The 15,388-nt window shown below is 61.5% G+C and carries 15 protein-coding genes and 1 pseudogene; 2 read left to right on the top strand and 14 right to left on the bottom strand.

Features of this window, described 5'->3' with window-relative positions; translation table 11 throughout:
- The 5 genes and pseudogenes from ATY75_RS00005 to ATY75_RS00025 all read right to left on the bottom strand — a co-directional run.
- Positions 1-205 (bottom strand): annotated as a pseudogene (locus ATY75_RS00005) (trehalose utilization protein ThuA); the annotation flags it as partial.
- 62 nt (positions 206-267) lie between these two features.
- The gene (locus ATY75_RS00010) at positions 268-1,293 is read right to left on the bottom strand and encodes an ATP-binding cassette domain-containing protein (RefSeq protein ID WP_088935943.1); all 1,026 of its coding nucleotides are present in this window, start codon (positions 1,291-1,293) and stop codon (positions 268-270) included.
- A gap of 10 nt (positions 1,294-1,303) precedes the next feature.
- Positions 1,304-2,134, bottom strand: a complete 831-nt coding sequence (locus ATY75_RS00015; protein WP_088935944.1) for a carbohydrate ABC transporter permease — start codon at positions 2,132-2,134, stop codon at positions 1,304-1,306.
- The gene (locus tag ATY75_RS00020; protein ID WP_088935945.1) at positions 2,134-3,120 is read right to left on the bottom strand and encodes a sugar ABC transporter permease; all 987 of its coding nucleotides are present in this window, start codon (positions 3,118-3,120) and stop codon (positions 2,134-2,136) included. The genes ATY75_RS00015 and ATY75_RS00020 overlap by 1 nt, the downstream gene beginning before the upstream one ends.
- A 66-nt stretch (positions 3,121-3,186) precedes the next feature.
- The gene (locus tag ATY75_RS00025; RefSeq protein ID WP_088935946.1) at positions 3,187-4,452 is read right to left on the bottom strand and encodes an ABC transporter substrate-binding protein; all 1,266 of its coding nucleotides are present in this window, start codon (positions 4,450-4,452) and stop codon (positions 3,187-3,189) included.
- A 269-nt stretch (positions 4,453-4,721) separates the two neighbouring features.
- On the opposite strand from ATY75_RS00025, the gene ATY75_RS00030 reads away from it, so the two are divergent.
- Positions 4,722-5,735, top strand: a complete 1,014-nt coding sequence (locus ATY75_RS00030; protein ID WP_088935947.1) for a substrate-binding domain-containing protein — start codon at positions 4,722-4,724, stop codon at positions 5,733-5,735.
- Positions 5,736-5,772: 37 nt separating this feature from the next.
- Here the strand turns inward: ATY75_RS00030 and ATY75_RS00035 are convergent, their stop codons facing one another.
- From ATY75_RS00035 to ATY75_RS00070, 8 genes are all read right to left on the bottom strand, one after another.
- Positions 5,773-6,738 (bottom strand): ROK family protein, encoded by a 966-nt coding sequence (locus ATY75_RS00035; protein WP_088935948.1) that lies wholly within the window; start codon positions 6,736-6,738, stop codon positions 5,773-5,775.
- Between the two features lie 14 nt (positions 6,739-6,752).
- On the bottom strand, positions 6,753-7,454 hold the full coding sequence (locus ATY75_RS00040) for a ribulose-phosphate 3-epimerase (RefSeq protein WP_064844108.1): 702 nt from the start codon (positions 7,452-7,454) through the stop codon (positions 6,753-6,755).
- A 4-nt stretch (positions 7,455-7,458) separates the two neighbouring features.
- Positions 7,459-8,268: an alpha/beta hydrolase gene (locus ATY75_RS00045; RefSeq protein ID WP_088935949.1), complete on the bottom strand. Its 810-nt coding sequence runs from the start codon at positions 8,266-8,268 to the stop codon at positions 7,459-7,461.
- Positions 8,265-9,110 (bottom strand): sugar phosphate isomerase/epimerase, encoded by an 846-nt coding sequence (locus tag ATY75_RS00050; RefSeq protein WP_088935950.1) that lies wholly within the window; start codon positions 9,108-9,110, stop codon positions 8,265-8,267. Before ATY75_RS00050 ends, ATY75_RS00045 begins: the two co-directional genes overlap by 4 nt.
- Positions 9,110-10,186, bottom strand: coding sequence for a Gfo/Idh/MocA family oxidoreductase (locus ATY75_RS00055; protein ID WP_088935951.1), 1,077 nt, complete (start codon positions 10,184-10,186; stop codon positions 9,110-9,112). The genes ATY75_RS00050 and ATY75_RS00055 overlap by 1 nt, the downstream gene beginning before the upstream one ends.
- A gap of 53 nt (positions 10,187-10,239) precedes the next feature.
- Positions 10,240-11,385 (bottom strand): sn-glycerol-3-phosphate ABC transporter ATP-binding protein UgpC, encoded by a 1,146-nt coding sequence (ugpC, locus tag ATY75_RS00060; protein ID WP_088935952.1) that lies wholly within the window; start codon positions 11,383-11,385, stop codon positions 10,240-10,242.
- A gap of 312 nt (positions 11,386-11,697) precedes the next feature.
- Positions 11,698-12,639 carry a PfkB family carbohydrate kinase gene (locus ATY75_RS00065; protein WP_088935953.1) on the bottom strand — a complete coding sequence of 314 codons (942 nt, stop codon included), beginning with the start codon at positions 12,637-12,639 and terminating at the stop codon, positions 11,698-11,700.
- 3 nt (positions 12,640-12,642) lie between these two features.
- Positions 12,643-13,443 (bottom strand): class I fructose-bisphosphate aldolase, encoded by an 801-nt coding sequence (locus tag ATY75_RS00070; RefSeq protein ID WP_088935954.1) that lies wholly within the window; start codon positions 13,441-13,443, stop codon positions 12,643-12,645.
- A gap of 248 nt (positions 13,444-13,691) precedes the next feature.
- Here ATY75_RS00070 and ATY75_RS00080 point away from each other — a divergent pair, with 248 nt between their 5' ends.
- Complete coding sequence (locus ATY75_RS00080; RefSeq protein WP_088936225.1) at positions 13,692-14,453, top strand: DeoR/GlpR family DNA-binding transcription regulator; 762 nt, start codon at positions 13,692-13,694, stop codon at positions 14,451-14,453.
- 87 nt (positions 14,454-14,540) lie between these two features.
- On the opposite strand, the gene ATY75_RS00085 is transcribed toward ATY75_RS00080, so the two are convergent.
- Positions 14,541-15,359, bottom strand: coding sequence for a sugar phosphate isomerase/epimerase (locus tag ATY75_RS00085; protein ID WP_088935956.1), 819 nt, complete (start codon positions 15,357-15,359; stop codon positions 14,541-14,543).
- Between the last annotated feature and the right edge of the window lie 29 nt (positions 15,360-15,388).

Here is a 15,388-nt window from a genome sequence, read left to right on the forward strand (position 1 = left end):
AGGTCAGCACATCGGTTTCGGCAAGCCGGGCTTCGCTGAGCCCATGCTCCGGCTCCTGCAGCGTCGCGGTCGTTGCCGAGATGGCGGGGTCGCTATTCAGCGCATTGGCGATCGTCGTATGCATGCCCTCGGGATAGATACCGCGGACGATTGCATTGGTATTCTCATGAATGTTTTCACCCCACACGATGGTGCGAATGGTCATGTCATTCTCTCCTTGTCATAAAAACGGATCGAGCCTTGGGAGGAGCATCGATCCTGGGAAGATCAGGCAGCCTGCATCGATTGTCGCTCGAGCGCACGGCCCGAATGGTCGAAACGGTGGACGTGGCCGGCAAGCGGGGCAAGGCCAAGCGTCTGGCCCGGCTCGTGACGGGAGACACCGGACTCCCGCACGATGAGCGGCTCGTCCGTCCCGATATCCACGTAGACGAAGCTATCGGAGCCGAGGATTTCCGAATGGACGACCGTGCCGCTCCAAACCGGCGACTCGGGCGCGATGCGAACATGCTCCGCGCGCACGCCGATCGTATGGCTGCCGTAGGGCTCTGCCAGTTCGCCCGACAGAAAGTTCATTTTCGGCGAACCGATGAAGCCGGCAACGAAGACCGAATTGGGGCTTTCGTAAAGTTCCAGCGGCGTACCGATCTGCTCGACGACGCCGTCCCGCAACACGCAAATCCGGTCTGCCAGCGTCATGGCCTCGACCTGATCATGCGTCACATAGATCATCGTCGTATCGTTCATGCTGCGATGAAGCTTGGCGATTTCCAGCCTCGTCGCCACGCGCAGCGCCGCATCGAGATTGGATAGCGGCTCGTCGAAGAGAAAGACCTTGGGATCGCGGACGATTGCCCGACCGATTGCGACGCGCTGACGCTGTCCGCCGGAAAGCTGTCGCGGCAGGCGCTCCAGGTATGATGAGAGCTGCAACATGCCGGCCGCCTGTTCAACCCGCTTGCGGCATTCGTCCTTGGTGCGTCCTGACAGTTTCATGCCGAAAGCCATGTTGTCGAAAACCGTCATATGCGGATAGAGCGCGTAGGACTGGAACACCATGGCGATCCCTCTCTTCGACGGCGCGTGCTGGTTTACCATCTGGCTGTCGAAGGAAAGCGTCCCTGAGGTGATGTCCTCGAGGCCGGAGATAAGCCGGAGCAGCGTGGACTTGCCGCATCCCGACGGTCCAACGAACACCATGAACTCGCCGCGGCGGATGTCCATTGTCACGCCCTTGATCACCTCGAAGGCGCCGAAGCTCTTGCGGATATTCTCCAGTCGGATCTCTGCCATCCCTACTCCCTCAACCCTTGACGCCGCCGGCGGTCAGCCCCGAAATGATCCGGCGCTGGAATATCAAAACGAGCACGACCACCGGCACGGTGACGATCACCGAAGCCGCCATGATGTTGCCCCAGGGGATCTCGAACTCGCTGTTGCCCGAAAGCAGGGCGATGGCGACCGGGACGGTTCTCTGCGTATCCGACGACGTGAACGTCAGCGCAAAAAGGAACTCGTTCCACGCGGTGATGAAGGCGAGCAGTCCTGTCGTCACCAGCGCCGGCCACATCAGCGGCATGAACACCTGTGTGACGATGACCCACGGTGAGGCCCCATCGACGATCGCCGCCTCCTCGATCTCGATCGGCAACTCGCGCATGAAGGTCGTCAGCACCCAGACGGTGAACGGCAGCGTGAAGATCATGTAGGAAAAGATCAGCGCGAAGGGCGTGTTGAAGATGCCGATCCAGCGAATGAGCTCGAAGAGTCCGGCCAGAACCGCAATCTGCGGAAACATCGACACCGAGAGGATGGTCAACATCAACAGCGCCCGCCCGCGGAAGTGCACCCGTGCCAAGGCGAAGGAAGCGGTGATCGAAAGCAATAGCGACGCCGAAACCACGACACAGGCAATCATCGCGGAATTCGCAAGACTGCGGACGAACCCGCCCTGCCCCATCACGGAGGTATAGTTGCCGAACGAGATCGAGGTCGGCCAATAATCGACTTGGAAAAGGGCTGTGCCGGTCTTCAGGCTCGTGAGGATCGCATAGTAGAACGGAAAGACCGCAATGACGACGATGATCGTGACGAGCAGGTAGAAGAGCGTATTCTTGGTGATCGACAGCAGCATCAGCCTTCCTCCCCGCCGAGCCTGACGCGGCCGAGCCAGATATAAAGGATGGTGACGGAGGCAATGATCAGGAAAAGCACCGTCGAGGCGGTCGCGCCGTAGGCGAACTTGTCGAAGTCGAACAGGTTCTCGCGCGCCATCACTGACATGGTCTTCGTCTGTGCATTGTTGGGTGTCAGCACATAGATCAGATCGAAGATGCGCATCGCGTCGAGCATCCGGAAGATCACCGCAACCATGATGGCCGGCCTGATCAACGGCAGCGTCAAACGCCAGAAAACCTTGACCGGATTGACGCCGTCGATCTTGGCAGCTTCATAGATGTCGCCAGGAACCATTTGCAGGCCGGCAAGGATCAGAAGCGCCATGAAGGGCGTCGTCTTCCAGACGTCGACGATCAGCACGGCGATCATCGCCGTCTCCGGATTGGCGGTCCAGGCGATCTTCTCGCCGATAAGGCCGAAACCGAGCAGGATGTCGTTCAGAATGCCGAACTGGTCATTGAGCATCCAAGCCCACATTTTGGCCGACACGATCGTCGGGATCGCCCAGGGAATGAGGATTGCGGCCCGTACGATCCCGCGCCCGACGAACCGGGCGTTCAGCACCAAAGCGACGATCAATCCGAGCACGGTCTCGATCACGACCGAAAGGACGGTGAATTTGGCAGTGTTCCAAACGGCTTTCCACCAGACCGGATCGGCAAGCAGCCCACGATAGACGGTCTTTCCGCTCTTCAGCGTCACCCACGACAGATAATTGGAAAAGCCGACGAACTGCGCATTGCCGAGGTCGTTGAGCGACGCATTCGTAAAGCTGAAATAGATCGTTCTGAACAACGGCCATCCGGCGACGATCGCCAGGATCAACAGCGTCGGCGCCAGAAACATCCAGGCGGACCGAACACGCTCGGATCGCAGCTCCGTGGAGGCTCTCAGCTTGGAAATCCTTGGTTCAACTGCTTGCGAAACTACGATTTCAGTCATGAAACGCCTCTCCCCGTTCGCTCGTCCGAAACCGGGCCGGCGGCTTCACAGCCGCCGGCCGGAATCTTACCAGGCGTCGCCCTTGAGCGTCGTGAGGTCGGCTTCGAGAAGCTCGAGGTTCTCGGCAGCTGAGCCGCTGCCGGACAGCGTGTTGTGCACCGCGGTCCAGAACTTCGAAGACACTTCGTTGTACTTTACCTTGGCGGTCGCCGAAGGGCGCGGCACGGCATCCTGGAAGATGGGTTTCCAATTCGGCATGAAGGGCTGCGCGGCGGCAACATCCTTGTCGTCATAGAGGTCGGTGAGTGTGGGCAAGTTGGACAGCTCGATGGCACGCGCCTTTTGGACGTCCTTCGACGCCAGGAATTTTATTAGCGCGATGGCTGCGTCCTGCTTTTCAGAATATTTTGAAACCGCCAGATTCCAGCCGCCGAGCGTTGAGGACGGCTTGTCGCCGGCTGCGGCAACCGGCAGCGTCATGACATCAAACTTGCCCTTCACGGCGCTGTCGGCACCGTTGCCGAGGGAATAGGCATAGGGCCAGTTGCGCATGAAGACGGCGTTGCCGGTCTGCCAGACGCCGCGCGATTCTTCTTCCTGATATGCGAGCACGCCAGGCGGTGAGATGGTGCCGATCCAGCCCTTGGCGCGTTCGAGCGCAGCCGCCGCCTTGTCGTTGTTGATCGAGATCGTCCCGTCCGGCTCGACGATCTGGCCGCCGCCCGAAGACTTGACCCATTCCAGCGCGTTGCAGGTCAGGCCCTCATAGGAGTTGCCCTGGAACACGTAGCCCCAGAGGTCCTTCTGTCCGGCCTGGCGTTCCTTATCCTGAACTTCCTTGGCGGTTGCGGCCATCTCGTCCCAGGTTTTCGGCGGCTGCTTGCCATATTTTTCGAGCAGGTCCTTCCGGTAAAACAACGCCGGAGCGTCGGTAAACAGCGGCAGCGCCACGAGCCGGCCATTGACGGTCTGCGAGGCGATGATCGACGGGAAGAACTGGCCGGCTACGTCCTTGGTGGCCTCCTTCAGATCGATGAACTGGTCGGCAAGCTGCGGCGCCCAGATGACGTCGGTCTGATAAACGTCGATGTCCTTGTTTCCGGCGGCGAGCCACAGGCGATATTGGGAGAACTGCTCGCTGCTCGATGAGGGCATGGTGACGAGCTTGACCTGATTGCCGGTCTCCTGCTCGAAAATCGCCAGTTGCTTGTTGAGGAATTCGACGTTTTTGCCCGTGGTGTTGGCGGCAAATGAAATTTCAGCGGCACGGATCGGACCGGCGACTGCGATGGCGACGCCGAGCGCCGACAAGCCTAATGCAAACTGTTTCATGATCTCCTCCCAGAAATTGAAATCGATTTGGCCGTCAGAACATTGCAGAAGGTACGGATGGCGTCAAGCCGCCAAATGAGCGCCTAAAAGTTGTGCTTATCGGGAATTTTGATGCCGTATACAGCTTATAAGAAAATTTTAATGCTCCGCAGCCTGCGCTCCAGTCGGGTATATTTGAAATCGATTTAAATTATCATCTGATTGGTTACGCGCCCGTTGCACATCGCCGACGCATCGTCCATTGATTGCCTGGACAAAGAAGACATCCGATGAAACTTCGTGAATTTGCAAAGCAGCTTGGGCTTTCTCCGACAACGGTCAGTCGTGCCCTCAGCGGCTACCCAGAGGTGAGTGAAGCCACGCGTGCCCGGGTTGCAAGCGAAGCAATGCGGCTTGGCTATCGCCCCGATATCAATGCCGTGCGGCTGAAGACCGGAAGAGCCGGAGCGATCGGCGTCATGATGGCGCGGTCGGGAGAAATCCATTTCGCTGAATTCATGTCGGGCATGGCGCAGCGCCTGGAAACCGCCGACACGGATATTCTCATCACGCCGATCACCGCGCACAATGACGACGACGAGATGCAGGCCTACCGACGCCTGGTCGAAAGCCGCCGCGTGGATGCGGTGATCATTCATTCGCCTCGTCCCAAGGACCCGCGGATCGAGCTGCTAAGCGGCCTGGGCCTGCCGTTCCTGGTCCACGGCCGGTCGGAGACGGAGCACGTTCATGCCTGGCTCGATATCGATAATGAAAATGCGGTGCGCAGGTCCACCGAACACCTGCTCGACCTCGGGCACCGTCGCATCGCCATGATCAACGGCCTCAGGGGCAAGACCTATTCGATCCATCGCGAGCAGGGTTTTCGCATCGCCCATCAGGAGCGTGGGCTCAGCGCCGATCCCAACATGATGGTCTGCGATAAATTCTCCGACGAGAGCGGTTTTCGTCATGCCCGCTCCTTTCTTGAGAGAGCGAATGCGCCAACCGCCATCGTCGCCGGCTCCACGATGACGGCGCTCGGCGTCTACCGCGCCGTCCGCTCGCTTGGAATGACGGTCGGGCGGGATGTTTCCGTCATCGCCCATGACGACGTCTTCCCTTATCTGACGGCCGAAAATATGGTGCCGTCACTCTCGACAACGCGATCCTCAATGCGTGCCGCAGGCACGCGCTGTGCCGAGCTGACGCTGCAGCTTATCGCGGGGCGCGCCGTGGACGAGATCCACGAATTGTGGCCGGTCGAACTGATTTTGAGGGAAAGTACGGCGCCGCCGCCCTGACAGTACAATCTGTCGATGCGGGCGGGATCGGAATGATCTAGAGATGATCGATCGAAGCGACCTTGCCCGCCAGGAACGCCAGAGCCGCTGCGCCGACAAGACCCGAGTTCTGATCCAATGCCGCCAGCATCACCCTGACGTCCTTGAACGCCGGCATTGCCCATTGGCTGATATAGGCTTGAATGCCCGGTTGCAGCCGGTCGAACTCGTGGGAGAGCCCTCCCCCCATGACGATGATATCGGGGCTGAAGATATGGATCAGGCTGGTGAAGCCGCGCCCGAGAATTTCGGCTTCCTCGTCGATCAGTTGATGGGCGAGCCGGTCGCCATTTCTGGCCGCCGCGAAAACGCTGCGGCTGTCGATAACACTGCCGTCGCTGCCTAACGTCGTCTCGCGGCTTTCCATCGCCCGCATTTGCGCGCGCCGCGCAAAAGCCGGTCCGGATCCATAGGCTTCGAAACAGCCCCTGTTGCCGCAAGGGCAGAGGTCTCCGTTCGGCACCACCGACATGTGGCCGACATGGGCCGCCATGCCCTTGCGGCCGCGCACCACGCGGCCGTCCGAGATAACGCCGCCGCCGATCCCGGTGCTGACCGTGACATAGACGAGGTTATCAAACCCCTTGCCGATACCGAACTGCCATTCGCCGATCGCCGCGGCAATGGCGTCGTTTTCGAGATCGACTGGAAAGGGAAACCGCTTCTGCAGCTCCGCCTTCAGCGGGAAATCGACGAAGCCGGCAAGCGTCGGGATATCGGTCGCAACGCCGCTGACCGTATCGAGCGGGCCTGGGGCGGATACGCCGACACCCACCACCGAGGCAGTCTTCGATGCTGCAAGCAGCCGATCGGCGAGGCCGCAAATCTGGGCGAGCACCCGGTCGGGGCCGGCCAGCGCAGCCGTTGGTTCGGCCAATCGCGTCAGGATCCTGCCTTGCTCGTCGACAAGGGCGGCGCGCACCTGCGTTCCGCCGAGGTCTATGCCAATGGCAACCTGTTGCATGTGAAGACCACCGGTTAGAGTGCGCGCATCCATGCCATCCGCTCATCGAGCGACGGCGCATTGAAAGCCAGGGAACCGAGAACGACCGTTTCCGCACCGGACTGGCGCAGCAGCGGCACAGTGTGCTCGCGAATGCCGCCATCGGCGGCGAGCACGATCCGATCGGCCGCACCGCAACCGGCGATGATCTGCTTTGCCTGTTGAAGCCGGGCGCCGGCCTTCTGGTCGAGGCCCTGGCCTTTGACGCCGATCGCGGTGCCGAGCAGCGTCACAAAACGCAGCCGGGAAGCGTATGTCTCGATGCGCTCGACGGGGGTATCGACCTTGAGGACCATGCCGGCTGCGACACCGCGACGATCGAGAAGATCGAGAGCCTGGTCGGCGACGCTTTCGTTTTCGACATGAAGACTGATCAGGTCGCTGCCGGCATCGGCGAACTGCTCGATCTGCGACAGGAGAATGCTGTCGGCGACCATCAGGTGAACATGGATCGGGCGCGTGGAGGCTTTGCGCACACCGGCGACAAGATCGGGGAAAAACAACATCGCCGGCGCAAAATGGCCATCGGCGACATCGATGTGGAGGATGTCGACGTGAGGATCGACACGTGCGAGATCATCGGCGAGACGCATGAGATCGGCCGACCAGACGGAGAACTCGGCAATCAATCGATCCTTCGGCAGATCGGCGATCCAGGTCTTTGAGGGGGTAGGCATTCTTTCAGAGCTCCTTCAGAAAATTGCCGACGGCAAGCCGAAAGTCGGCGACATATTGCGGACGGCTCTCCGTTTTCGGCGTGATCTGCACGAAACGCGCGCCGGCAATCCGCGCGGCAAGCGCACGCGCATGCCTGAGAGGATGGATGCTGTCGCGATCATGGCCGATGACGAGCGTCGGCAGAGCGAGATTGCCGATCTCCGCGTCGGTCACATCAGGGCCGTCGTTTGAGATCCTGGTCAGCAGTTCGGCGGTCACATCGAGAGGCGCGCGGGAGAAAAACCCGGCAAGCGAGGCGAGATTGTCCGGCGCCTCGGCGGCGAGCCGCACGCCGACGGGCCCGGCAAGAAATGCCTGCTTTGCCTCATCCGGGGGCAGCGTTTTCAGCAGTCGCCCGACTTCGGCATTCGGCGCCATATTGTCCGGTGCCGATGTTGTCAGCCAGGCCGGCCTTGCCAGGATCAGAGCCTTGACGAGATCGGGCCTTTTGACGGCGAGACGCAAGGCGATCGCGGCCCCCATCGAAATACCGCCGATCACGACCGGCCCTCTAAGGTTCTTCTCGATGTAAGCGGCAATATCATCGCAGAAGGACCAAATCGACAATTGCTCGGGATTGCCGGTCCCCGAACGCCCGTGGCCGCGGGCTTCGACCGTAACCCGGCGATATCCGCTTTCGCGCGGAAAGACTTCATCCGTCTGCGCCGCATCTCCGCATAGGCCGTGCTGGAATATTGCCGGCGCGCCCTCGCCCGCCATATCGACGTTGAGAATGGTCCCGTCGCTGGTTTCGAACGGTTCGGCCTGTCTCATCGTCCTTTCCCCGCGCCTTCGCCATCGAGGGTCTTTTTCAGAAAGGCCGCCACACCGGCCGCCTCCGAGGCTGAAAGACCATGGGTGACGAGACTGCCGCCAAAGCCGATTGCCTTGAGACGGCCGAGATAATGCGTGTAGTCGAGGACGCCCTTGCCCGCGGTCGCGAAACTGCCGTCGGGATTGCGGTCTTTCGCATGCGCCATGACGATCCGATCGGCGAGAAGATCGACGGCCGAAGAGACGATGCGCCGCTGCTCATCCAGCGTCGCGACCTCGAAAAGATTGGCCGGATCGAGCACGATCTTGACGCGGGGGCTCTTCAGCGCCGCGATCAGCCGATGGGCTTTCTCCGCCGAGTTGACGACATTGGCAAGCTCCGGCTCGATGCCGAGATCCACATTGTATCGCTCGGCGATCTCGATGGCCGCCCCCATGGCTTCGAGAAGATCGCGCCAGGCTGCCGGCGTGTCGTTGTCGGCATGCGCTTTCCACTGGTCGATGGGGTCGCGTGTGCCGGTGCAGAGCGTGATCAGGGCGGTCGACATGCCGGCGCAGCGCGCGGCCAGCGTCGCCAGGTTGCGAAGGCCAGCCTGGCGCAGGGCGGGATCGGGATGGATCATGTTGTAGGTGCCGGAAACGGCGACGATCTCGACGCCGCTCATGCGCGCCGCCTCGGTGACCGCGCGCGCCTCAACCTCGGCAATCATCTCTGGCATCGGCGGCAGGCCCGAGCAGGCCATATTGTATTGTGCTGCGGCAAACCCAGCCCGGGCGACGGAGTTGAGGACGGTCGACGGGTCGGTTCCCTCGAAGCTCTTTGCGAAAATGCCGAGTTTCATCAAACGCCACCCGTGACATCGGCCAGCGCCACCGCCTTGCCGCTTTCGGCCGATCGCGCGACAGCGACCATGGCGCGGACGGAGGCCAGGCCGTCATTGATGTCGGCGCCTTCCATCACTGCGCCATCGAGAATGGTGCGGGCGAAGCCTTCGACCTGACGGCGATAAAAATGACCGTCGGCGCCGAGAACGCGATGGGTCGCGCCGTCGGCTTCCCGGAAAATGTCGACTTCGCTGGTTTTGTAGTACCAGGGGTTATAGGTCTTTCCCAAAATGCTGCCGTTCTTGCCGTAGATCTGGAAACCCTCGTGCCAGTCCATGCGCACCTGGACGGTGAGATCGAGGTGGCCGAGCGTGCCGGAGGCAAACTCCACATCGACGAACCAGCACCAGATGCCGGCCCGCTCACTCAGACGCGCGGTGACGGCAACAATGTCGCCGGCAAAATAACGCGCCGTGTCGATCAGGTGGCAACCATGCGCCAGCATGTAATAGCGGCGCAGGTCGGCTTTCGGATTGGCGGCGGGTTTTCGCGCATTGGCGCTGGCAACGATCAGCGGCTGGACCGCATCGGTCATCGGATAGCGGTGGGTGCTGTCGCAATACCATGCCTTCAGCGCAACCATCTCGCCCATCTCGTCGCGGATGAAGGATTTCGCCGCCTGAAGCCCGGCGTCGAAACGCTTCATATGCCCGACCTGAAACACTTTTCCCGACGTCTCGACTTCAGCCTTCAATTCAAGGCATTCCTCGACGGTGACACCGACCGGTTTCTCGCACAGCACATGCTTGCCCGCCTGAAGGGCGCGGATCGAGGCCGGGACGTGAAAGGTATCGGCGGTGGCGATGATCACCGCATCAAGGTCGGGATCGGCCAGCATCTTGTCATAGTCGTCGTAGGTTTTTTCCGCTCCATGGGTGATTGCCATTCGTTCGCGGAGATCCGCGGCGACGTCGCAGATCGCATAGAGATCGGCATTCACAGCCTTCGTGCAGCTCTCGAAGTGCGCGGCCTGGGCAATCTGGCCGGCCCCCAATACGCCGATGCGGAGGCGCCGTTCCTGTTTTGCTGGCATCGATAAGGCCTCTAGGTCGGATGTTGAAGATGAACGCCGGTTTCGTCGTCGCTTCACAGCGCCACATGCGTTTGAGGATGGAAAAAATGAAGTTTCGCCGGATCGATTGCCAGATTGATCGATTGGCCTGCCTCGACCGTACTGACGGCTTCGAAGCGGGCGACGGCGTTGGCCGCACCGCTCAGGTCTTCGACGGCGTCGGGGTCGCCCGAGTCGATCCGAACTGCGTCGATCTTCAAATGCACGATCAACTCGGAGCCAAGCTCCTCGATCGATTTGACGACGACCGGGATCGTCGGATGGGAGGACCCGGACGGCAACCGGCTGTCGTAGAGGTCCTCCGGCCGAACGCCGAAGATCAGCGCCTTTCCCTCGAAGGCGGAAAGGCCGGGAGCCCGCTCGAAGGCGCCGTCGGACAAGGGGATGGAGAAGCCTGGCAGATGGATCCGCATGCCCTCCAGACGCCCTTCGAACAGGTTCATCGACGGCGAGCCGATGAAGCCTGCGACAAACGCATTGACCGGGCGGTGATAGAGGGCCTTGGGCGTGTCCACCTGCTGGAGCACGCCGCCCTTCAGCACCGCGACGCGATCGCCCATGGTCAGGGCTTCTGTCTGATCATGCGTCACGTAGATCGTCGTCACCCCCAACTGCCGCTGCAGGCTTGCGATTTCGGCGCGCATCTGAACTCGCAGCTTGGCATCGAGGTTGGAGAGCGGCTCGTCCATGAGGAATGCCGCGGGCTCCCGGACCATGGCGCGGCCCATCGCAACACGCTGGCGCTGGCCGCCGGAAAGCTGGGCGGGCTTGTTGCCGAGCAGGCTTTCCAGCTGCAGGATCTTGGCGATTTCCTGCACGCGCTTGGTTCGCTCGGCCTTGTTCTTTCCGGCCAGCTTCATCGAAAAGGCGATGTTGTCGAACACGGTCATGTGCGGATAGAGCGCATAGCTCTGAAAGACCATGGCAATATCCCGGTCCTTGGGCGCCAGATCGACGACGTCCTGACCGCCGATGCTTAGAGTTCCGCTGCTGATTTCCTCGAGCCCGGCGATCATGCGGAGCGCGGTCGATTTTCCGCATCCGGACGGACCGACCAGAATCAGAAACTCGCCGTCATGGATCGTCAGGCTCAGATCCTTGATCGCATGGTAGCTGTTTCCATAGGTCTTGCAGATCTTGTCCAGTACAACCACGGCCACGTCTCGTCCTCCCGTATCCGTCCGCTCACGTCTTCGATCGGCGCTCCGCCACCGCCGATCCTTTCGACAAGAAGGCTCAGGCCTGAGCTTCAAAGTCAACAGAAGAATCGAGGATATTTCGCCATACGCCACCCACAGATCTTATTATCTTTTTGAAATTACTTATTTTTATTTGATTTATTTGCGCGCTTATATTTTTTTACGCGCGTAATTTTTAGAGCCGATGCGACAGTCGTTGATGGCCATTTCAAGCCTTACGGTCAGCGAGGGGCTCCGCTCGGGCTGCCAAGGTTGCCACCTATCAACTGCGCGCTAATCGTGACATCCCGGGATCGGGCGCGGCGTCGGTGCATTTGCCCCTGCTATCCATGCCAGGCACGTCCGGTTGTCCGGCAGGCCCCTGCGCCCTCCGCGCGCGGTCACGGAAATGGCGGCAGCCGCTGTGGCATAGGCTACGCAATCCAGCGGGCTCCTCCTCTCGGCAAGGGCAAGAGCGTAGGCACCGTGAAAACAGTCGCCGGCGCCGGTCGTGTCGACCGCTTGAACCTGATAGGCCGGCAAGTGCCACCGGGTGGGATCGCCTTTCTGGCGGAGGCAGGTCCCTCGTTCGCTATCGGTCAGCACGACAGCGGACCTCTGCGCTGACCAGAGCGCGTCCAGGATCGCCGCCGGATCGGTGTGGCCGGTATACTCCCTCGCCAAAGCCAGCGGCAGCACCAGATGGTCGGCGAAGGCGAGGATTCGGTCCGTCGCAGCGCCGACCGTCCATTCGATGTCGGCTATCACGGCAAGGCCGAGCGCCCGCGCCCGTGCCACGACGCTTTCCGAGTATGTAGCATAACCATCGATCAGCAGGACGGGGGCCTGCATCAGAACATCGTCGGGCAGCGCATCCGACGTGCCATGCAGCACATCGTCGTCGTAAGCTATGAACCGGTCGCCGTCAGGACCGACGGTGATCACGGAGCGGATCGGCGCGGCAGCGGCGTGGCGCGGCGCCAGGGATATGTCGACGCCCTCGCGCGCGAGCTCGGCCCCGGCCGGATCGGCCGCAGCATCCTCACCGAGCCAGCCGATGAAGCCGGCGCGGCCGCCGAGCCTGGCGACGGCGACCAGGGCCGTCGCCACGTTGCCGCCATGGTCGGTTGCCCGTTTCGTCACCTTCCCCTTGCCGGCCGAAAGCCCCCGATCGACATAAATGATGTCATCGATGGCAAGGGCGCCGAAGCCCAGAACCTGGAGCGGGCGCGACATGGCTCAAGCGCCGGCCGCCGCCAGCGCCTCCTCCGGCGCCATGCCATTATGAATAACGAATTTGAAGGCGCGCGCGGCCATGGTCGTATCGCCGTGACCCCAGAGGTTGCGGCCGACGACCGCGCCCTTGGCGCCAGCGCGCAAGGCTTCCGATGTCTGGACGAGCGCGCCGAGCAGCGCATCGGTCTTCGGACCGCCGGCAATCACCACCGGGATCGGGCAAGTGGCGACCGTCTCGCGGAAGGACTCGAAATCCCCGGTGTAGCCGACCTTGATCACGTCGACGCCGGCTTCGAAACCGATGCGCACCGCATAGGCGATTTCATCCGGGGTGAACACGATCTTGCCGCCGTCGGAGAAATCACGGGGATAGACATGGGCGACGACCGGCATTTCGAAGCGGGCGGCAGCGTTGACCGTGTCGGTCAGCCAGCGGATATACTCCCCTTCGGTGGCGCCGCGCACCGGAATGGCGACGGCCAGTGCGTCCGCACCATAGCGCACCGCGTCTTCCGGGGTCGCAATGAGCTGGCGAATCCGATCGTCGGCGGTGAAGCAGCCGCCCTGGATGACGAGGGCTGCCTTACCGGCATAATCCGACCAGAGGTGGCGCGCCGCGCCGGGCTGGATGCTGATGTAGTCGGGGCCTCCCGCCATGACGCGTCTGAGCGCGCCCGGCAGATCGGCAAGACCGCCCTCGCGAACATTGCCATAACCGACAAAATGGTCGACCGCGCCCCCAAACAAATGCCCCGATGGGTTCGAGAACAGGCGTGCGAGGCGGACTTTGGTTCCGAGACCCATGGCGATGCTTCCTTTGCGATTGCGGCGTCGAAAATGCCGGCGGCCTTGTTGAGAAAACCCTAACTCGAAAACAAACAAATGTTCAATATTTCGAATTCTTTCGTTTTCACGCGGAAAGAGAATTTTTGACGTGCATTTTTTGCTATTGAAGGCTACTTATGCAGCATAAGCCGCAGCATCAGGCGGCTGTCTTTCGTTTTTCAAAAGTCGCCTTATCACAACGAGGCGCGCCGCAGCCGGGATCGAACATGCTTGCAGAACAGAGGCGGCAGCAGATCATGCTGGAACTTCAACGGGCAGGTCAGGCCCGCACCCGCCAGCTCGCGGAATTCTTCGCGGTTTCGGAAGTCACGATCCGCTCCGATCTCGAAATCATGGACGCGAAGAAGCAGCTGATCAAAACGCATGGCGGAGCAATCGCCCTGCCGTCCGACTCGCCGGCCGCAGTCTTCGAGGAGCGCATGCAGCGCAATTTCGATGCGAAGCGGCGCATTGCCCAGGTGGCAGCGCGGCAGATCATCGACAACCAGTCGATCGTCTTCGACAGCGGCTCGACGCTGCTGCAGGTGGCCATGCAGATGCCGCTGGTCAACAACGTCGTAGTGGCGACGACGGCGATGAACATCGCCCAGCATCTGATGTACCGGCCGGGGCTCGACGTCCACATGATCGGCGGCCGGGTATTTCCCAGCACCGTCAGCACGATCGTCTCGGATTCCGACAAGGCGGTCGGCGGGCTCGTTGCCCACCAGGCCTTCGTGAGCGCCCATGCGATCGATCAGGCCTTTGACGTCGTCGATGTCTCCGAGGATATTGCGCGCACCAAGCGCAACCTGGTTCGCATGGCCCGGCGCGTCGTGCTGGTGGCGGATTCGAGCAAGTTCGACATTGGCGCCTCCTCGAAAGCCTTCTCACTGTCGCGCGTCGACCTGATCATCACCGACAGCAACATGCCGCACAGCATCCGCCACCGGCTGGACAAACTCGGCGTGGAGGTCCGTTACGCGTGATCTTCAGCCTCTCTCTTCACGGGAGAAGCGAGCCAGGAGAGGCTTTGCCGCGGCTCTATGGCGCTCGGCGCCAGGGGACGAGATCGGCTAAAACCCCAGTCGTCGAAGCGTCTCGCGATTCTTGCGAACGGCGGCGGCAGGATCGGTTCCGGCATGGTCCGACTCTTCCTCCACCACGATCCAGCCGGTAAATTCCGGCGCCGCCCGAACGGCCGAAATCACGGCAGGCACGTCGCAGACGCCTTCGCCGAGCATCGCCCAGATCCCGCCGGCGTCGACATCCTTCAGATGCACGTAGCGGATACGGTCTCGGTAGGCCGAGAGCGTGTCGCCGATCTCCTGGCCGCCCCGCAGGATGTGGCCGGTATCCGGCACCCAACCCACGCGTGGATCCAGGAGAGCAAACAGCCGGTCATAATCGGCCCTGGTGAAGAGCAGCGTATTGTGGTGCGAGGAAGGGTGGACGGCGACGGCGACACCGGCCGACCGTCCGATCTCGGTCGCGCGATTATAGCACTCCGCCGCAATGGCGAACTTCTCCTCGCGCGGCCCATCCGAAACGAGCGTGGCCGATCCCATCGAGACCATCGCACCTGGAAAATTCGCCGCGAAATCCACCCATCGCCGGGCCGTCTCCAGATCGGAGGCGATCTTTTCCGTCACCGTGAAACCGCTGGCGGAGCCGAAGGCAAAGGAAACCAGCGTCAAACCGGCCTCCGCAAGCGTCCGGGCAAAGTCGGCAGGCTTAAGCGCGTAGTGACCGATCATCGTGTCGGTGATTTCGAGACCGGCATATCCGCCGTCGGCGATGGCGCGCACCAGATCGTCCGGCCCGCCGCTCCACCTCTTGCCCAGCATTTCCCAGGTGAAAGTCTGGCAGCCGATCTTCAGCGCAGCATCGTTCATAACTTGGTCCTGACCTATTCGTTGGTGAC

This window comes from Rhizobium sp. N122, assembly GCF_002211295.1.
Classification (GTDB): Bacteria; Pseudomonadota; Alphaproteobacteria; order Rhizobiales; family Rhizobiaceae; genus Rhizobium.